The organism is Blastococcus sp. CCUG 61487 (assembly GCF_005222955.1).
Taxonomy (GTDB): domain Bacteria; phylum Actinomycetota; class Actinomycetes; order Mycobacteriales; family Geodermatophilaceae; genus Blastococcus.
Map to the genome: position 1 here is coordinate 1 of NZ_LWUA01000236.1, position 17,787 is coordinate 17,787.

Genomic DNA, 17,787 nt, shown 5'->3' on the forward strand with positions numbered 1-17,787 from the left:
ATCGACTCAACTGCAGCGGGTACAATCGCGGATTTGACTATTGCTCCCAGGTGCACTTACGGTGAGCCTCCTGTAGAGTCCAACACCCTGCCTGACTAAGTAGTCCTCGTACCGTATCGAGTTGAGGGTGGATGTGACTACGAACGTCCTCCAGTGCGTTGGAGCGCCCATCGATGCCCGAGCGGGGGCCGTCCGTGGTAGGGCACTCACGCATCGCCGACGCTTGGCAGGCCCCGGCCTTCAGTCGTTCGTCTCTGTGGACTTCGCTCGGCACGAGAATGAGTTAGTCCTACTGCCAATCAATGCAACGCCGGGCAGGGATGTCGGCGCCGCGTCGGGCATCGAGCACCTGAGCTTGTCCCGGCTTAGCAGTTTAAGTGCCATGGGACGCGAGCGTTGACCAGCGCGGCCGTGCGTGAAACTGGGGCCTCAACTGGGCAGCGTCTCTTGTGGCTCGCGGAGCGGTACCGCGGAGACGGCGGCGCGCTCAATGTCTTCTCATGCTTTCGCATCGTCGGCCACCTTGACAGAAGTGTCCTGCAGCTCGCGATCGTGGACTTGGTACACAGACACGAAATTCTGCGGACCACTCTCCACCGACAGGAAAGGGAACTGGTCCAGCGTGTGCACCCACCAGTCGACGTGGCTGCACGTATCTTGCGCGCTGAAGACCGGATTCCGTTGCGCTCTGCCGACCTGGGCCCCGAAGCGTATACGAGATTCGACCTCGGACGGGACTGGCCGATCCGTGTCGGCCTATTCCGCAGTACCGACACCGATCATTACTTAACTTTGACTGTCCATCACTGCGCAACTGACGGTTGGTCTCAAGCGATCCTCGTCAGGGACCTTGGTGCGCTGTACGCATGGCGCGCCGGCCTCCAACCGGCGCCGCTGCCCGTCAAGGCGCAGTACTCCGAATTCGCGGTGAGTGAGCGACAGCGCCACGAGGAAGCCAGAGATGAGCGCGACATCGCCTACTGGACGGGCGAACTCGCGGGAGCCACACCCCTCGAGCTACCAGCGGACTTCGCAACGCCAACCGTGACCACGTCCGCATCAAGGGTCATGATCGAAGTCCCCCCGCAGACGATCAAGCGGCTCCACACTACAGCTCAAGGTTTGCAGGCAACGCGCTTTTCCTGTCTTCTCGCGGTCGTATGGGCGATTTTCAAGACTAGCGGGGCTCGCGGCGAGGCCTTGCCAACCATGTTCGCCAACAGGACACGCCGCGATTTTCAGGACACCGTCGGCTTCATCGCGAACGTCTTAATGCTCCGTTTGCCGGATGTCGACGAACACATAACTTTCGCCCAACTCGTCGCGGCAGTTCAGCACAAGATTCTCCGCGCTATGATGCATCAGAACGTCGACTACCACGTAGTCCCGGCTGTGGTCGGTCGGACCGCGTCCAGAGCGCCATTGAGCCTGCTGCTCAACTTTTCAAGCGGGCTACGTCAGAATCTGTCACTTCCAGGCGTGCTGGAGATTCAGCGGCTTGAGCTGATGGAGGACGCGGGGTCGCGCTATGACCTGGAACTGCATTTCGCAGAATACCGTCTGACCGACGACGATGTGCGTCTACATCTGAGCTGCCGGTTTTCGCCTACCAAGCTTTCGCGTATCGAGGTGGCCAAACTGGCCCAGACCCTGGTTGACGGCCTGGCCTCGCTGCCGTTAGAGCCAGACGTTCCGGTCGCGACGACTCTGCGCGGCTAGCGGGCGGTGCGGCGCTGAAGCAGAGTCTCGTTGACCCAAACCGCGAGACTCCTTCGTCAACAGCCTCGGAAGATCAACAAGTGGACACGTCGGCCAGCCGGAAGTATCGCTACGCCCATACCCCCGTCACCGGAATCAACCAGGATCGCAGCCGATCACAGCAACGTCACGCGGGTGGCAGCGAGGTCAGGCGGCGAAGGTCAGCGTCGGGATCCCAGCGACGTCGCAGTCGGGCACTGCGAAGAGCGCCCCAGCGGCGGGCTCAGGATCTGCGAGCCCGTGCCGTGAGGTGGTGACAAACAGGGTACGCAAGCCCGGGCCGCCAAATGCGCAAGACGTAACCTGGCGTACCGGCAGTCTGACGAGATCAACGAGTGTCCCGTCAGGGGCGAACCGGGCCACCGCAGAACCGCCGAATAGGGCCACCCACACCCCGCCCTCAGCGTCGACCGCGAGTCCATCAGGCCTGCCATACGATCTGTCGACGAAAGCCCAGGGCCGGCGGGCTGTTAAACCCTCGTCCTGGCTGTAGTCGAAGACGTCGATGCGCTGCGTGACCGTGTCCACGTAGAAGGCATGCTTCCCCGCCCGGTCGAATCCGAGACCATTCGAGATTCCAACGCCCTCGGCCACCACCCTAACGGTGCCGTCGGAGGAAACAGCATAGAGTGCGCCAGCACCGGGCGTCTCGTCGTAAGCCATCGATCCGCACAGAAGGCGGCCGTCGGGATCGCAGCAACCGTCATTGAGACGCAGGTTTGCCGATAATCCCAACCGCGCTACTGTATGAAGCTCTGCGAGATCGAATCCGGCACGCACCTCGTCGCGAGTGGCGACCACAATGCCACCGGTGGACCGGGGACGGATGACTGCGACCACGTCGGCAAGGTGCACTCGGGTGACCCGCGCGTCCCCCTCTAGGTGCAGAACGTCCCCGGCCAGCATGTCGACCCACCGCAGGCCACCCCAGTCAGACGACCAGACTGGCCCCTCGCCGTGCTCGGCCACCGCTGCGGTGATCTGCTCGGCACGCATCTGGAATCTCTCCTACTCATCCAAGGCCATTCGTCTAGCGCCTCGTCAGTGGTCCTGAACTTCCTTGCTAGCGAGAAACCTCGCGTAATCCTGTGCTGACTGCAGCACGCAGAACTCATTCCCCTCAGGATCGATCAGAACCGTCCATTTGGTGATGTCGGCCGCCCAGTCGATACGACTTGCTCCGAGTTCGATGGCCCGCGCCACGAACTGCTCCCGGTTGTCGGGACGGAGGTCAAGATGCAGGCGGTTCTTGACGGCCTTAGTTCCCGGGTCCTGTGGGGCAAAGAGCAGTACCGGTCCGTGGCCATCCCCTGGACCGATCCGGATCGATGAGGTGAAAGTCCGCTCGCGTCGGTAGCCCAGCAGCGCCCCCCAGAACGCCGCAAGCCGCTCAGGGTCCGCGCAGTCGATGGTCACGCAGTCGATGCGAGCGGTCGGGGCGCTCGTTGGATCAGTCAAAACGTCTTCCGTGCAACTGAAGCCTCCCAGCCGCGGCGTGCTCGAAGTGACGCAAGATCTCGACCTCGCGACTCGGGTCATGATAGCGGTGCACCCGTTCTGTCGCGCCGGTCCGGTTATACACGGGATCGGCAAAGTAGTGGAAAGGCGCGCCACTATCGAACATATCGAACCCGTAGCACCGGATCTGGGCGGCAGGCAAATGCGCGAGCAGCACGGCCACTAAGGCCAGTCCGGTCGAAGGGTTTCGCCCGTCCCGCTTTCCGGGCACGAGCCCGAGCCGCCTGTACAGGTCGTCAAAGTCGGCCTCGCTGACCAGCGCGAGAGGTAGTCCCTCGAGCTCTCTACAGGTACGTTGGAGCCGCGTCAAGGCGACATTGAAGGCATGCTTTTCGCTCGCCGGCCGTGCGCCGAGGACGGCCCTCACCCCGAGAGAGCGGAGTTCGTCGACCCTCCGGGTGGCCAACATGTTGGACCCCCAACAGTCCGTGCGAGTGCCCGTCGTGTCCGCATTATTGATGATGAAAGCATTCATGCGGATCACCACGTCCGCGGCGTCAATGTCGCGACCGTGGCTCCGTTCGCCGATACTGGATCCGTTACCAACCAGCGCTATAGATCCGGGATTGCCGAGGTTTTCCGCGAACCATCTAGCGTCGAAGATCGCGGACGTGGTCGCTGTCATCAGACCAGCTCAAGTAGCGCCCGCTGCGAGCCGCCGGCAAAGGCGTGCGCGGTTACCAGCTCAAGCCGGTCCAGGGGACGCGGCGCGGCCCCGTGCAGCAGCCCCGTCGTACCGCAGACCTCAACCAGGTACCGTGCGGCGTCCATGGCTAGGTCGGCGGACAGCCATCGGGCGCTCGCGCCGTCTGAAATCCCCGGGCTCTGTCCGGCGACATACGCTTCGGCGAGCCGGTCCACCAGGGCGCGGGCCCCGGCCTCTCGGGCCCGCATCCGCGCAATCGTCGCCCTGGCTACGCCACGGGCCTCTGGGGCGGCCGCCCGGACGCGACCAGCTGCCTGGATCAGCATCTCGTCCGCGGATTCGAGAAGCATGAGCGCGAGGAAGGTTCGCTCGACGGAGAGTGCTCGGTGCAGCGCCAACAGCGTCGTACCCCCGCGCGACAGGACCCGGGTCTGAGCAGCTTCCATCGTAAGCGCGGCCAGGGAGGGGTAGCCCGGTGAGCATGCCAACGGGTCGACTGTCACACCGGCGGCCTTCGACCGGATCTCGGCGAGCACAAGCTGGCCGGCGGCGTCCCGAGCAACTACCAGCGCGCAATCGGCAAGGGTGCCGAGGCTGACGGCGCTCTTGCAGCCGTGGAGCCGCGCGCCCTCGGGCTCCTCGGTGAGCCGACAGGCCAGCGCGTCTAACCGGCTCCCGACCTCGGGCTCAGTGATTGCCAAACACAGGACGTCGTTCCCCCCGAGGAGCCGTGCAAGCAGCTCGTCACCGTCGGGCGTGCGTCCTAGGGCAATCCGCACCAGCGAGGTGAGAACATCGGTCTGCAACCAAACCGGCTGGTCGTACCGGAACGATCTGCCCAGCTCACGGGCAAATGCCACCGACCGACGTCGGCGTTCGGCACGATCGTGACCATTGCCGACGTGCATTACCCTGGATAAGAACTCCGCCCGCGCGTCGGCCCACGGCAGCGGCTCCGGCTTAGCCGGCGTTACGACCGCCACGATCGCCACTGCTCCAGGCGCTCGCGCACCGGTTCTGGCCACGCCGCCTCGTCGAGGCCGAGTTGAGCTATGAACGCGAATAACAGTCGCTCCAAGCCGACGCCGACGCATGCTGTGACAGTCTGCCGGTCCTCCGCGTCGGCAGTGAGGTCGAATCGCTTGGTCAAATATTGTCCGTGTCGGTTGAAGGACGCGACCGCGATCGATCGCTCGGGGTCCAGCCGCAACTGCAGTTCCGACTTCGCGTCAGTCATTCGCTGTACGTTGATGCGGTTGACGCCGGCGGCGGTCATGAAGAACGGGTCGCTTGCGGTCTCGCATCTACCCCGCAAGCCTAGCTCGTCGGCAAGGCCGATAATCTCGCCGCGGAGCTGGTCGAGGTGCTCGTCTACATAGTCCCGGTGGCCGAGGAACACCGTTTCTCGGATGGTGAAGTCCCAGAGCCGGGCCAACGGCGAGTGATAACCGTGTTCGAAGCGGAACGATGGTCCGCGTGCGGTATATACCGCATTCTCGGTCAACCCCTCGCGAGCCACCAAGTCGTAGACGTAGTAACACATAGTCGGCGGCAAGGCGTACTCTGTCGCAACGCTGCCGCGATCGAAGAAACCCTCGATCTCAGGCAGGCTGCGACGCGATGCAAGTTGGGCGAACTCGTCGAAGATATCAACGTCCGAGCGGAGCCGGCCAACCAACATAAGGTATTGGGGGAAAGACTCGAAGTAACCCGCCGCATCCAAGACTTGCTTGGGCAACAAGACCGGGAGCTTGAGCTCCTGCGCCCCATGGCCACGGATCCGCTGTGTGACCATCGCATCCAGCACCTCGAACAGCTCGGCGAGGTGACCACCTAGACTCACCTGGCCGGGTCCGTGTTCCCGAACCGTGCGGTTCTGGCGCGCCTCCTCGAGCACTGCTGCCGCCGAGCCGACCGTGACGTCGTCGGTGTTCCATGAGACACGTGGCCGCGGCCTCGATAGTCCATCAAGCTCGCGGCTGAGCCCTCGCCGAATCTTGGCAGAAATCTCGGTCGGGTCGGCCTCAGCTGTCAACTGGCACTGAAGACCGACGATCCTCCCCTCCTCGTGGACCATATGGAAGGACTCGATCCCCTCGGCGAGGTAGAGGACCCGACGTGACAGCTCATCGGAGAGCCGCGCATCGTACGGCCGCTCGAACGAGACGGTGACGTTGTGAAGCACGTCAGCTCAACTGCGCCCTGTTCTCGATCAGCGCGCATACCGCGTTCACTGACGAGAAGTTCGAAATCTCGAAGTCATCATCCTCGATCACGAGACCGAACTCCGACTCAACGAAGCCAATTACGCCTACGATCTTGAGCGAGTCGATTTGCCCGTCGGCGAAGAGGTCTTCCGCAGGGTCCACATCGCGCCCCTCGGTCACCTCCCGCAGAAAGTAATCCAAGACTAGCGACTTCACATTCGTTGCCTGCACCATGTCTCTCCTTCTTGATGTACTGCACTGTTACGGGGCGGGTCCAGTCTGCGTTTAGCGGTGATTCTGGTTAAGGTGCTCTGCCACCCCCTCCCGCAGCGCCTGGCGGGCTTCGCGTGACGTCCCGGCAATGTGCGGAGTGAGTAGTACAACGCCGGGCGGAACATCGGCCCGTCCCTGGTGGATGGTAAGCAGTTCGTCGTTTGGGTCTGGAGGTTCGCACTCTAAGACATCAGCCGCGAACGCGCGCAACCGTCTGGCGCGTAAGGCTCGCGCGACCGCGGTCGAGTCGATAACGGCGCCGCGAGCGACATTCACCAGAGTGGCGCCGGGGCGGATGCTCGCTAACTCACGCTCTCCCAACAGCCCTCGAGTCTCCTTCGTTAGCGGAACGGCGACCAGAACGTGGTCGACGCTTTCCAGCAGATCGATCAGAGACACCGCCCGTCGCAGACCCCACGACCGTTCTGCACCGCGAGCGAGGTAAGGGTCGTAGAAGGTGACGCCACAGCCGAAGCCAAGGAGGCGCCGCGCTATGGCCGAACCGATCCGGCCAAGTCCGATAACGCCGACCTCGGAACCGCTGAGCCGCGGCAGTCCCCTGGCGTCGTCTGGCCGCCACGCCGCGACCGGGTCTGCCCTCAGCGCGCGATCGAAGCCGGCGACGCTCCGCGTCGAGGCGAGCAGCAACATTAGGGCGTGATCGGCGACATCGTCGACGCCGTAGTCGGGCACGTTTCGGACCTCGACACCGCGCTCGCGCGCGTCCGCGACGTCGATGTTGTCCACGCCAGCGCCCCAGCGGACTACCTCGCGGATCCACGGAGCCGCGTCAAGCGCTGCCTTGTCGATCGGCACCTCGTGACCAACCACCAAGGTCTCGCACCCGCGAGACTCCTCGAGGTTATCGACCAGCCGCAGTGCTCGGCCGTTGCGGCCGACCGCATCGGCGAGCGCGTCGAACTCGCGAGCCAAGTCCCAAGTAACGGCGATGCTCACGATCGCAGCACTTCCCCGACGGTCGGTGGGTGATTGTCCTGCCTCTCCCATGGCACTTGGGTTTCGTCGAACCCCTCGTGCCGCAGCCAAGTCTCGGTGCGGGCGACGTCAGGCCAGTAGTCGATATCGAGGCCGCCTTCCTGCCGCAGTGGGTAGGTTCGCCTGCCCATCCAACGGAATGGCAGTAGTCCCTCCAAGGCGCGGCAGCGCGTCCGCAGCACCCAGGCCCCGCCGTCGCAGAACCAGGTCTGCGCCTGGGTGTCGCGGTCACATGAGGCACCCGGAATGGCGTCCACGTCGCCAAACGGTACAAGCAGCCCGTGCTCGTCGATCCGCTTGGCCCTGACTGGAGAATACTCATTGTACGACGAGACCGTAACTGCACTATCAAGTGTGGGATCCGCGACGAGCGCGGCGACACCCTCGTCGATTATGTGTGGCGAAACCGTGGCGGCGTTCGCCAGAAGCAGCACGACAATTCCCGGGTCCCTAACCTCGGCCTCGATGATCGCGTTGATGGCGTGGGCGACGACGTCCTCGACCAAGGCAGTGTCGGTCGCCAGTTCGGCGGGACGCTGCATCCAGCGCACGCCATACTCCGACGAAAGACGATGGAGATTATCGTCGTCGGAACTGACGTAGATGCGGTCGACGAATCGGGAACGGGAGGCAGCGATGAGCGGGTATTCGAACATCCGGCGACCCAGCATTACCATCGTATTCTTGCCAGGTACTCCGCGGCTCCCCGCCCGGCCGATCAGTAGTGCGGGAAAGGTTCTAGGCTTCTCCGTCAAATCCATGGGACTTCCTTTCACGGAACAACGACAATCTTGCGTGGCGGGTCGCTAGGCAGACCGTCGATGAGCAATGCCAGAGCGGCGTCCAGCCCCCGGCGTACCTCGACTAGGTCACGGACCGCGTCGCACCGCCGGGCGAGCAGCCGTACGGCTGGCAAGACGTCCAGATCGCGCGCGTGGGCGTTGATGCCCCGCACTGTGTGTTGGCGCAGCGTGATCGCGACCACGTCGCACTCAATTGGCGCGGAAGAGATCCCGACCAGCACGATCCAGGACGAAGGCGGCAGTTGGTCGGCCCGGGCGAGCACGGCACCGCCCCGTCCCGCACACTCAAACAGCGCCCAGGGACGGGAATCGTCGAGCCGGCCCAGCAAATCGTCCAGGCCCTCCGGGGGTACTGCCAAGTGTGCGCCGAGGCTGAGTGCGACCTTGCGGCGAGCCTCATTTGGCTCAACCACCGCGATCTCGGACACGCCAAGTTCTTGCAGCCACAGCACCACGAGCATTCCGACAGACCCGGCCCCGACGACGACGGCGCTGCGGCCGGCTAGATGGGGCACGACCCGGCAGGCGTGATGCGCTACGGCGCAAGGCTCTGCGAGCGCGGCGACCTCCGATGCGAGATGATCGGGCACGCGGACGCATTGGGCGGCATTGGTGACTAGATACTGTGCCAAGGCCCCGTCGTGATCGAATCCGATGACCGTCTTCTTCGGGCACTCCTCCGGCATACCGGCCCGACAAATGACACACTCCCGGCAGGGCTCCGCCAAAGCAGGCACGACTCGCTCCCCCAGCGGTATGCCGACGACTCCTTCACCTAGCGCGATGACACGCCCGACCGCCTCATGCCCAAGCGACACGGGTACCGCAGATGGTTGGATCGCCACCGGACCACTGCGCACCTCCTCGACATCAGTCGCGCAGAGTCCACACGCCTCGACCGCAAGCAATACCTGCCCGGGCCCCGGCAATGGCACGGGCACACTGTCCAACCGAACGACGCCGCGCGCATGCCATCGCAATGCGGTCATTTGCTCCGCCGGCACAGTCATCGGCACGCACCGGCCTCGCCGCTGAGCAGTTCGGCAACGTCGGCGGCGATTCGCAGCCGCCGGTGCCAGCGCGCCGCCTGCCCAGCCGGGCCGACCGACGGCGCGTCGTCCTCATCGAACCAGGTCCGCACCAAGGGGCGGAACGATACCGGGAGCCCGGCGGCGCGGACCAGCAGCGGCCATTCGATGTCGGTGGCCTGGCTGCGGCAAATGCTCTTGCGGGCGACGTGCGCCGCCGCCTCGGGACCCAGCAATTGCATCCCAAACATGAAGTCTGCCGTCGGCATCCCGAAGTGCACCCGGGCCAGTTCGTTGCAGACGCCCTCGGTCAACACCAGTTCGCGCGGCCCCTTGCCGACGTGTTCCTCGGCTCTACCGATCACCACGCAACCGTCAGCCCGGACACCGGCCTCGCCGAGAAATGCGAGATCTTCGTGCGCCACACAGTCGAGCAGGTGGTCGAGGTCAGAGTGCAGTACCCATGAGTCCGGGTGAGTGTCTACGGTCCACGCGAGGATCTCTCTTCGCGTCCATCCTATGGCGTCAGGGGCAACCGGCACCATCCGCACGATGACGCCCGCCGCCTCCAGTAGGGCAACGACAGTCGGCGTGGTCGCGTCGGTGCACGTTACGTGCACCACTCCGACCAGGCGTCGCAGCGTCGCGACCAAGTCCGCAACCTTCCCGGCGAGTTCGCCGGAGGGGTCGTGACAGGTGGCCGCGACCGCCAGGCTAGGCACCCGGCTCGGTACGGACGGTGCGCCGCGTCCGATTCTTGGGCACGCCGCTTTGGTCCTGGTTATAGGGGTTAAGCCGATGCCGAAGCGAATACATGAATGATCGGGTCATGACTTTGCGCTGCTCATCCGAGAAGAACTCGCGCGAGATGTTGCCGGCCCAGGTGTTGCCAGAGTCGGTGATCCCTAAAGTTGTCTTGTCCTCCCACAGCAGGCCCCGGTCCTTGAGGTTGTCCACGGTGGCGCGGAACCGCTCGAAGTCGGGGACTTTGCTCTTCTCGAGTTCCAGAAGCATCGACGGGAACAGCACCATTATTCGGTGAGCATGTTCAGTGGCGTCGTACGACTGGGCGACGTCGAATGGCAGCCGCCCCTGTTCCAGCGCTTGGATGTAGCCGGGAATGGAGCTGACGTTGGTGTAGTGAGCGCCGTTCACGTAACCACGAGAGGAAGCTCCAATGCCTATCATGTTGCCACCCGAGGAGATCAACTGACGGCTGGCCCGTATGTAGTTGTAGTCGCGATTCTGGGTGAATGTATACGAACGCGAGAGCCGCATTGAACGATCGGTCATCAAGGCCTTGAGCCGTTCAAACATCTCGACGTTCTGGTCATTCGTCGGCTGCGAAGAGAACCCGCGCCCCTCATCCACCCGGTTCTTGAATCCGGTATTCTCCCAAAGCGTTAGCGAATAAGCGTCAATGTAGTCTGGCTCTAACGCCAGAATTTCCTCAGCGTCGGATAGCAGCATATCGACATCTTGATCGGGCAAGTTGTACATGATATCGGTGGCGTACTCAGGTAGCCCGACCGTGCGAATGCTGTCGACTGCCCCTCGAACTTCACCGATGGTCGGCTTAAGGCCTAGTTTCCGGCGCAGAGGCTCGTGCAGAGTCTGGATCCCAAAACTGACACGGTTGAGGCCGTGCTCGCGCAGTCGGCGCAGTTTTTGCGTATCGCCGAGCGTGATGGCATCGCCCTCCATCGTAACGGTGGCATTGCTCCTGACGGTAAACTCCTCGCCGACAGTGTCGAGGATTGAGGCCAGTTGATCTGCGGTTAGGGAGGTCGGCGTGCCGCCACCGAACTCGACATACTCAAGCGTCGGCTCGGCGAAAATACCCGATCGTGCATAACGGCGGATTTCGGCGCGTACCGAGTCCGTGTATCGTTGTCGGGTTTCCTCCGGGTACTGCTGATTCAGTTCTTTATAGAACCCGCAGAAGTGGCACAGGTAGTTGCAGAATGGGACATGTATATAAAGCGACGTCAGCGGACTCATGTCGGTCCGTGGCGTGAACATCTCGTGCTCGAAGGCCGCCGGGTCATCCACCGCATCGGACTCACGGTTCAGTTTAGGGTAGTAAAAGAACTCTCGCAGACGAGACTGGAACGTGTCGATCGACAATTTATTCACCATTCTCTTCGCGCCTAGTGTGTCGAGCACATCGAGCAATGCCGTCCCCGAGACTGACTTTAGGTCGCCAGCCCAACCGCGTGGCGAAGCGGCGCGCATCTATGAGGTAGCCCTTGTAGCTTCCCGGAGAGGCGGAGATGCGCTCCCGCGCTTCCTCAAGCGGCCAACCGCATTCCACGGCGCACACATGTGCGATGTCGGCCAGCGACCGGGTCTCGGGACTCGCCACATTGAAGGTGCTTCCTTCGACACCCAGGGCCAGGCCCGTTGCCATCAAGGCTTGGACGGCGTCGTCGATGTACAGAGGGCTCCACAGGTAGGGGTCGACCTCAAACGCGTCACGGCCCCGGCAACACCTGTCGAGCACCACGGGAATGAACCCCGTCGCGGGTTGGCCGGGCCCGTAAACGGGCCCAAGCCTCAGGCTCACGCAGCCGGGAAGTCGCGCCAACTCGACCTCGGCCAGAGCCTTCACCTGGCCGTAAAGACTCATAGGCCGCTGAGGCTCCGACTCGGTGGCGTGGGTGCTCCGCGGCCCGTACTGCTTGGCAGATCCAACCGAGACCACGCGCGTATAACTGGGCAGTACGTCGGCAAGATTTTTTGCGATCATGTACGTGACGGCCCGGCTCGGGTCCTCACTGTCCAATGCTGCGCCACGGTCCGGCTCTGCAGCCAAGTGGAACACGAGGTCCGGCGTTACCTCTTTGACCAGCTCGCACACAACCTCAAGATCAGCGAGGTCGCCGTCGGCTCGTCCGCGGTGAGCCACCACAGTGTTCGGGCCACGTCCAAGCGCCTCCGCCAGTGCGGACCCGATGAAACCGGACGCTCCAGTGACTAAAATCGTCTGCGACATGCTACCTCTCGCGAAGCGTGATTTCGTCTTCCCTGGAGAGCGGGGCCCGTACGACGTCTGAAATGCCTGTGCAAGTTCCGTCCGGGCCAGGCGAAGCTACGGTAGCGGTGAGCTCGCCATTTGCCAACGCCTCGTCACGGAACCGCGCGTCGAGCTCCTGGGCCCCCGGAGCAGCAGCATCCGGAGATCCGTCGCGCACACAGCGGCCACCGTCTGGTGTCTTGCTGCCCGGCCGGCGAGTCCGCTGCACCAGGCCTCCATCTTTCGGCGAAGTGGCCTCGCCGTGGGGAAAGCCTCGGTGGACCGCTGTCGTCTGGTTATGTCAACACCGCGAAGTATCGGGCGTTATGCAGCATGCCCATGGCGTCTAGGTCGAAGTAGACGGGCGCTCGCCAACGGCAAGGCCGAGCTCGCCTATATCACGTTCCCTGCGCCGCGACAATCGCTTCTTTCACACACTCAGACGTCGACACTCCGCTTCTGCAGTCAGGGTGCCGCACTGTAGGCGCACCGCTAGAGATGTACGGCGGCCAGCGACAGGGGCCAGCGCTACGAGCGACGACGATGGCTCAGACCCGGCCAATCTCTCCTGGGCACTGGGCACGCGAGAACGGATTCCGACGAGAACGAGACGTGAGTTGTCCGCTCGTTGCCCGCTTGCTCAGAGCGAGATTTGCGTGCAGCCGACTACGCGCCCCCGCTGCGCGTGTACGCCCGTACTGAGCGTCGTGGCGGCAACATCGCCGGCTGATCGGGGGCGGCCGGAGCGACCTGCCGACGCAGCTCGTGTGGCGCCAGCGGCAAGCGGGCGCCTACCCCCTCGGAAGAGATGTTGAGGCGGCCTCCCCTGTAGCCCTAGGACTGCTGGTTACCGCCCGCTCGCTCAGCGCCGGCAGCGGCCGGGCAGCGTCACTTCCCGTCGGTCGCGGCCGATCGCACACTTGCTAGAGCCTCGAGGGCGGATTCGGCCAGACCCATTGAGACGAGGTAATCGACGAGGCGGGCCTTCGGCAGCCGCGTCAATTGAACATCCACGGATGCCTCCCTCCGCCGATGCATTGCCGGCGACCAAGGACGCGTCGTTCTCTCCGGCGTTCGGTTGAATCGTGGCGGAGGTGCCAGCATCGTCAAGACAAAGTCGCCGACGCGGAGGTCGAGGGCTGCTCGCTCCACGAGGCCCTTGATCCGTGGGCTCTCACAGATGTAGAGGACATGCCGATAGCGGCCACCCCGAGGTACAGGGATCACAGGAAGTGCCTCGACCTGCGGCAGGTTCAGGCCCGCGAGAGAACGTCGAGCGGCGGCCACCGCCGCCGGCGGCGCGGTACGCCGAGCCGTGTCGACGTACGCGCGGATGATGGCCTTGTACTCGTCGAGCGGCTTCTCGCTGCGCTCGTACTCCACGGCAATGGCGCCAGCGAAGGGCTGCCCTGACTCCCACTCCGTCGGAGCAATGGGAAGGACCAGGGCGTCCGGAAAGCCGCGCCGCGCACCGTTCTCGGAGAGATAGCCGTACACCGGCTGGTACTCCGCCGCGTTCGATCGAGGGCGGTACTCCATCTTGGGCGGGGCCTTGTCCTCCGCGGTGATCTCCCGTTCCGTCAGGATGGTCACCGATGTCGGATAGCCGGCCGGCAGTTCCTGGCGCCCGGTCTCCAGTTCGACGATGAGATCCGTCAGCCGCAGGGTGTGCTCCATCGTGCCGAGCGAGGGGGTAGGGAGGTAGCGGGTGCCCTCCCCCACCTCGTTGTAGGCCCGAAGGGTGGGCTGATAGATCGGGTACCCCCCGACGCCGGGGTGCTTCTCGATCCACCCCCCTGCCTGCAGGGAGGCAAGGCGGGCGGCCACGGCCTGCCGGGTGGGCATCTGGTCGAGGGGATAGCAGCGCTCCTGTATCTGAGCCCGCGTCGCGTAGCGCACCCGGCACAGCCACGTGACGAGTACCCGGTCGCGGCCCGCCAGGAAGGCGGGAGCCCCCTTTCGCCGCTCCCCCCGCTTTCCCTTCGAGACAGTGCGCCTACGGGGCGGGGCGACGTCGGGTAGGCCCGTGAGGATGTCGATGCTCTGGCCGGGGTGAGCGAAGGGGCTGTCTTCGTCAGCGTGTACGGGGATGGTCATCAAGACTCCTCGAGTAGGCGATGTCGCTCGGATGTCTCGACGCCGCGGAACGCCCACTTGAGGTTGCTCGAGAAGTTGCTCGATAAAAACTTTCGGACCGACAGCGAGGCAATGACCCCCACTGGAGGGCCTCACTCATGCGGTTGCTCGGGTGCAACCTCCCGGATCAGGGCTTCGGCTTCGTGAATCAGCAGGTCACGAAGCGATCGGCTGCCAACACACTGCGGCCGCATATCGTCGGCTGAAGGCGCGTTTGCGACCTCCGCAGAACTGCGCACTGCTGCTCCGGTCGAGCGGTCCACCGGACTCGCTGCATCTGCGATCGGATCGAGTGGCCGGGGCGGCCTCGCCGCACTGCCCGCCGCCCGGTCGCTGCGCTCCCATCGCAGGCGGGATCGTGCGACCGCGGCCTTCGCGCGAACGTTCCCGCGACGACGGCGGGCCCTCGGAGTCCGGTGCCCCAGGAGCCCCGCCGGTCAGTGAAGGGATGTACCGGTATCCCGTCCTCACATCGGCCGTCCCGCTGTTGGCCACCTCCCCCTTACTGGCTGCGGGAGGCACACACCCTCCGTGCCCGGGGAGGGGTACACCGACCACCCCCTTCCCCGGACGGGCAACCCGGCTCCTCCCTTCCCCGGGAGAGGTGACCGGCCACCCCGCGCCCGGGAAGGGGTGCCCCGGCGATTCACGACCGGGTACCCCCCGCCACCTGTGAGCGGGAAGGAGGCACCCCTCCTAAGTCCGAGTGCCGTCCCTCCCCCTCTGATGCCGCGTCGTCATTTCAGGACAGTGGCCAGTGATGACCTGACTAGCGCCCTACTGCGCTCGCTTCGCTCGATCGGTGCTCGCTGCGCTCGCGCTCAACAGCGCAACCCGCTGCGCGGATCGCGCTGCTCCTTGTTCTTCCCCGCCGGGCCGAAGGCCCAAAGACCGCACCGGACACGTAGACGCTCGGCGCGTTGCGCGTCCTGACCCCATGCGCCTGGTCCCGTTTCCACTCCGGTACCTGGCATCGGGGTTCCTGGCCAACCGGTCCTCTGAATCGTTGCCGGTGTCTACATCTGTGGACGACGCGCCGGAAGTTGCCCGCCAGGCTCGTGCGCGGGTGGGCAGAGTGCCCGCCGGACTGCGGGCTCGGGCAGGCGGCGCCTGTCGCCAGACCGAAGTTCTGGCAGGCGGCCTGAACGTCCATCCGTGCATTACGCGCCTAGTCGGCGCTGTGCTCGAAGGCGGGGCAGAGCCCGAAGCGGGCGACCTCTCAGGCTCCGCCGCAGAGGCAAGGGCTTCGGGAAACCGTCGGGTTCCCGGGCGCCGCAGGCCTCCCTGACCGCGCGGGTCCCCTCGGGGATGCGGCCGTGACCAGAGTGGCGGTGCTGTGGGCACCGGCACTCCGGTCCAAGGACTGGTCAGCAGCAAGCGACTGCGGTCGGGCAGCGATCGGCGGCCGCTGGCCGCGATCGCTGCCCGATCGCCCAGGTGGCGAGGAGTTCGGTGGCCGCGCGGGGCCTTCCGGTATCCCGGTGCGCCCACTTCTCTTCGGCGGCGGTCTGGTCCGGCAGCCTCTGGGGCCCGTGAGGGGTGGGACGACGACGCGACTGAGGGATCCGGCGAATCCGATTTCATAAGGCTCCGGCCTGGGGTGGACGGTCCTCTTGAGAACCGGCCAGCCCGTCCAAGACCGCAGTAGGCGGTCCGACCGGACAGCGGCGCCAGTAGGTCACCCGTAGAGGAGCGGGTCGCGCCGGTCAGATACCACGGAATATCACCCGAAGGAGGGAGGACCGAATGGTCTCCTCGACCAATTGCTCGACCGATTCCAGGGGCCCGTACGAGACATGGCCCAATGGAGAAGATTTGAGATGGCAGCACAACAGCGGAGCACCAACGGAAGCCTTGACGTAGGCGTCCCCACGATCCGGATCGTGCGCGACCCCGATCCGCGCTTGATCGCCGAGGTCGTATACGCGGACGGACGCGTCTCAACCGACTGGAACGACTTCCTCCGCGCCCGTGGCCTCGGCGAGAACGCCCTTCCAGTGGATGACCACGCGGTTGGGGTCGAGTCCGTGCCGGCCGCGTGAGCCCTTCTTGATCCGGACCTCCGCGACCTGACTGGCCAGCAGACCATTCCGCTCCAGTAGGTCGGAGCGCTCCCACACCTCCGCGAAGGTCTCCCCCGTCCGGCGAATACGAACCGACGGAGCACTGGGCAGGGAGCGCAGCCGCTCCCTCTCCCGGTACAGGGTCCTCCGCTGCTCCTGCAGGGCCTCGTCCTCGTCGCTTCCCGGCTCGACGATGGACATCTGCTGCATAACCGCAGCCAGCGACTCCTCCACCTCGCGAAGGTTGCCTCGCGGGGACTCGACGGACTCCTCTTCCGTCACCGGCATGTCGCCGAAGATCGCGAGGAACCGCTCCGAGACGTGCGCCTCGAGGCGCAGGCGACCCACGGCGACGCCGGGGCACCTCTCCCCCGTCCGGGAACGACGGCCGCACACCATGACAGACGGCTTGCCCGCCTGCGAAGCCCTGTTCATCCGCACACCGCACAGGTCGCAGAACACCAGGCCACGGAGCAAGTACGGCACCGCTGCGTTGTTGCCGCCGGTGATGGATCGGCGGTCCAACTCCGCCTGAAGGGCGTGCCACGTGTCGTCGTCGACCAGCGGTTCGTGCGGCCGGATGGGCAGCCCATCGACGCCGCGGACGAGTTGACGGCGGTGCATCTGCATGCCGCGCAGGATGGGACGCCGCAGCAGTTTCCGAAGAGTGTCGGGCGCCCAACCCTTGCCCTCCGGGCTCTCCACGCCTCGGCGGTTGAGATCGTCGACGATGTTCCAGGTGGACTCCCCGGCGAGCACGCGCTCGACGATGGCGCGAAGGACGACCGACCGCTCCGGGTGAAGGACGAGCCGGAAGCCGCGCTGCCCCGGGTGCGGCCCCGCCGTCCAGCCGAACGCCGGCAACCCACCGCGGTGCCGCCCCTCCCGGGCCATGTAGGCCACGGCCTCCCGAGTGCGGGAACTGATGACCGCCGCCTCCAACTGCGCGAAGGACTGCAGGACGTTCGCGACGAAGACGCCGTTGGGCGTCGTCAGGTCGAGGCTCTCCCCGATGCTGACCAGCGCGACGTTGTGCTGCTCGGCTTCTTCCCTGAGGTTGTTCCAGTCGGCGACATTGCGGGCGATGCGATCCAACTTGGCGAAGAGCAGGACGTCGACGTCGCCCCAGCGCTCGCGGACCTTGCGCAGCCCCGGACGGTCCAGCCGAAGCCCCTTGTCGCTGCCTGAGACGTCGAGGTCGGAGATGACGTCAACGACAGTCCACCCGTGAGCCTGCGCGTAGTTGCGACACGCCTCCTCCTGCCGCTCGGGACTGGTGCTCGTGTCCCGTTCACCGGCAAAGGACGAAAGGCGCACATAGAGGCTCTTCGCGGTTCCTGGTG

The 17,787-nt window shown here is 64.9% G+C and carries 15 protein-coding genes; 1 reads left to right on the forward strand and 14 read right to left on the reverse strand.

What is annotated here, in order from left to right; genetic code table 11:
- Window positions 1-411: 411 nt before the first annotated feature.
- Window positions 412-1,719, forward strand: a complete 1,308-nt coding sequence (locus A6V29_RS13420) for a condensation domain-containing protein (RefSeq protein WP_249933218.1) — start codon at window positions 412-414, stop codon at window positions 1,717-1,719.
- Window positions 1,720-1,905: 186 nt separating this feature from the next.
- Here A6V29_RS13420 and A6V29_RS13425 read toward each other — a convergent pair whose 3' ends face one another.
- The 14 genes from A6V29_RS13425 to A6V29_RS13490 all read right to left on the reverse strand — a co-directional run.
- Window positions 1,906-2,754 carry an SMP-30/gluconolactonase/LRE family protein gene (locus A6V29_RS13425; protein WP_137160779.1) on the reverse strand — a complete coding sequence of 283 codons (849 nt, stop codon included), beginning with the start codon at window positions 2,752-2,754 and terminating at the stop codon, window positions 1,906-1,908.
- A gap of 45 nt (window positions 2,755-2,799) precedes the next feature.
- Window positions 2,800-3,174 carry a VOC family protein gene (locus A6V29_RS13430; RefSeq protein WP_249933216.1) on the reverse strand — a complete coding sequence of 125 codons (375 nt, stop codon included), beginning with the start codon at window positions 3,172-3,174 and terminating at the stop codon, window positions 2,800-2,802.
- Between the two features lie 34 nt (window positions 3,175-3,208).
- Window positions 3,209-3,901, reverse strand: a complete 693-nt coding sequence (locus A6V29_RS13435) for a glycosyltransferase family 29 protein (RefSeq protein WP_137160781.1) — start codon at window positions 3,899-3,901, stop codon at window positions 3,209-3,211.
- Window positions 3,901-4,914, reverse strand: a complete 1,014-nt coding sequence (locus A6V29_RS13440; RefSeq protein ID WP_170977864.1) for an acyl-CoA dehydrogenase family protein — start codon at window positions 4,912-4,914, stop codon at window positions 3,901-3,903. Before A6V29_RS13440 ends, A6V29_RS13435 begins: the two co-directional genes overlap by 1 nt.
- On the reverse strand, window positions 4,893-6,107 hold the full coding sequence (locus tag A6V29_RS13445; protein ID WP_137160783.1) for an aminoacyl--tRNA ligase-related protein: 1,215 nt from the start codon (window positions 6,105-6,107) through the stop codon (window positions 4,893-4,895). The genes A6V29_RS13440 and A6V29_RS13445 overlap by 22 nt, the downstream gene beginning before the upstream one ends.
- Before the next feature lies 1 nt (window position 6,108).
- The gene (locus A6V29_RS13450) at window positions 6,109-6,363 is read right to left on the reverse strand and encodes an acyl carrier protein (RefSeq protein WP_137160784.1); all 255 of its coding nucleotides are present in this window, start codon (window positions 6,361-6,363) and stop codon (window positions 6,109-6,111) included.
- Window positions 6,364-6,414: 51 nt separating this feature from the next.
- Window positions 6,415-7,359 (reverse strand): NAD(P)-dependent oxidoreductase, encoded by a 945-nt coding sequence (locus tag A6V29_RS13455; RefSeq protein ID WP_170977865.1) that lies wholly within the window; start codon window positions 7,357-7,359, stop codon window positions 6,415-6,417.
- Window positions 7,356-8,159 carry an acylneuraminate cytidylyltransferase family protein gene (locus tag A6V29_RS13460; RefSeq protein WP_137160786.1) on the reverse strand — a complete coding sequence of 268 codons (804 nt, stop codon included), beginning with the start codon at window positions 8,157-8,159 and terminating at the stop codon, window positions 7,356-7,358. The genes A6V29_RS13455 and A6V29_RS13460 overlap by 4 nt, the downstream gene beginning before the upstream one ends.
- 11 nt (window positions 8,160-8,170) lie before the next feature.
- A complete protein-coding gene (locus A6V29_RS13465; RefSeq protein WP_170977866.1) occupies window positions 8,171-9,136 on the reverse strand; it encodes a zinc-dependent alcohol dehydrogenase in 966 nt (321 codons plus the stop codon).
- 71 nt (window positions 9,137-9,207) lie between these two features.
- Window positions 9,208-9,882: a hypothetical protein gene (locus A6V29_RS13470; protein WP_137160788.1), complete on the reverse strand. Its 675-nt coding sequence runs from the start codon at window positions 9,880-9,882 to the stop codon at window positions 9,208-9,210.
- 61 nt (window positions 9,883-9,943) lie between these two features.
- Complete coding sequence (locus A6V29_RS13475; RefSeq protein WP_212719377.1) at window positions 9,944-11,356, reverse strand: coproporphyrinogen-III oxidase family protein; 1,413 nt, start codon at window positions 11,354-11,356, stop codon at window positions 9,944-9,946.
- Between the two features lies 1 nt (window position 11,357).
- Window positions 11,358-12,224, reverse strand: coding sequence for an NAD-dependent epimerase/dehydratase family protein (locus A6V29_RS13480; RefSeq protein WP_137160790.1), 867 nt, complete (start codon window positions 12,222-12,224; stop codon window positions 11,358-11,360).
- Between the two features lie 909 nt (window positions 12,225-13,133).
- On the reverse strand, window positions 13,134-14,342 hold the full coding sequence (locus A6V29_RS13485) for a hypothetical protein (protein WP_137160791.1): 1,209 nt from the start codon (window positions 14,340-14,342) through the stop codon (window positions 13,134-13,136).
- 1,979 nt (window positions 14,343-16,321) lie between these two features.
- The coding region (locus A6V29_RS13490) for a recombinase family protein (protein ID WP_137160792.1) at window positions 16,322-17,787 on the reverse strand (1,466 nt) is incomplete at its 5' end.

What these genes read in the sequence shown, in the direction of transcription:
- A6V29_RS13425 (WP_137160779.1), bottom strand. Translation starts at nt 2,754, where the DNA reads ATGCGTGCCGAGCAGATCACCGCAGCGGTGGCCGAGCACGGCGAGGGG.
- A6V29_RS13460 (WP_137160786.1), bottom strand. Translation starts at nt 8,159, where the DNA reads ATGGATTTGACGGAGAAGCCTAGAACCTTTCCCGCACTACTGATCGGC.
- A6V29_RS13480 (WP_137160790.1), bottom strand. Translation starts at nt 12,224, where the DNA reads ATGTCGCAGACGATTTTAGTCACTGGAGCGTCCGGTTTCATCGGGTCC.
- A6V29_RS13435 (WP_137160781.1), bottom strand. Translation starts at nt 3,901, where the DNA reads ATGACAGCGACCACGTCCGCGATCTTCGACGCTAGATGGTTCGCGGAA.
- A6V29_RS13485 (WP_137160791.1), bottom strand. Translation starts at nt 14,342, where the DNA reads ATGACCATCCCCGTACACGCTGACGAAGACAGCCCCTTCGCTCACCCC.
- A6V29_RS13450 (WP_137160784.1), bottom strand. Translation starts at nt 6,363, where the DNA reads ATGGTGCAGGCAACGAATGTGAAGTCGCTAGTCTTGGATTACTTTCTG.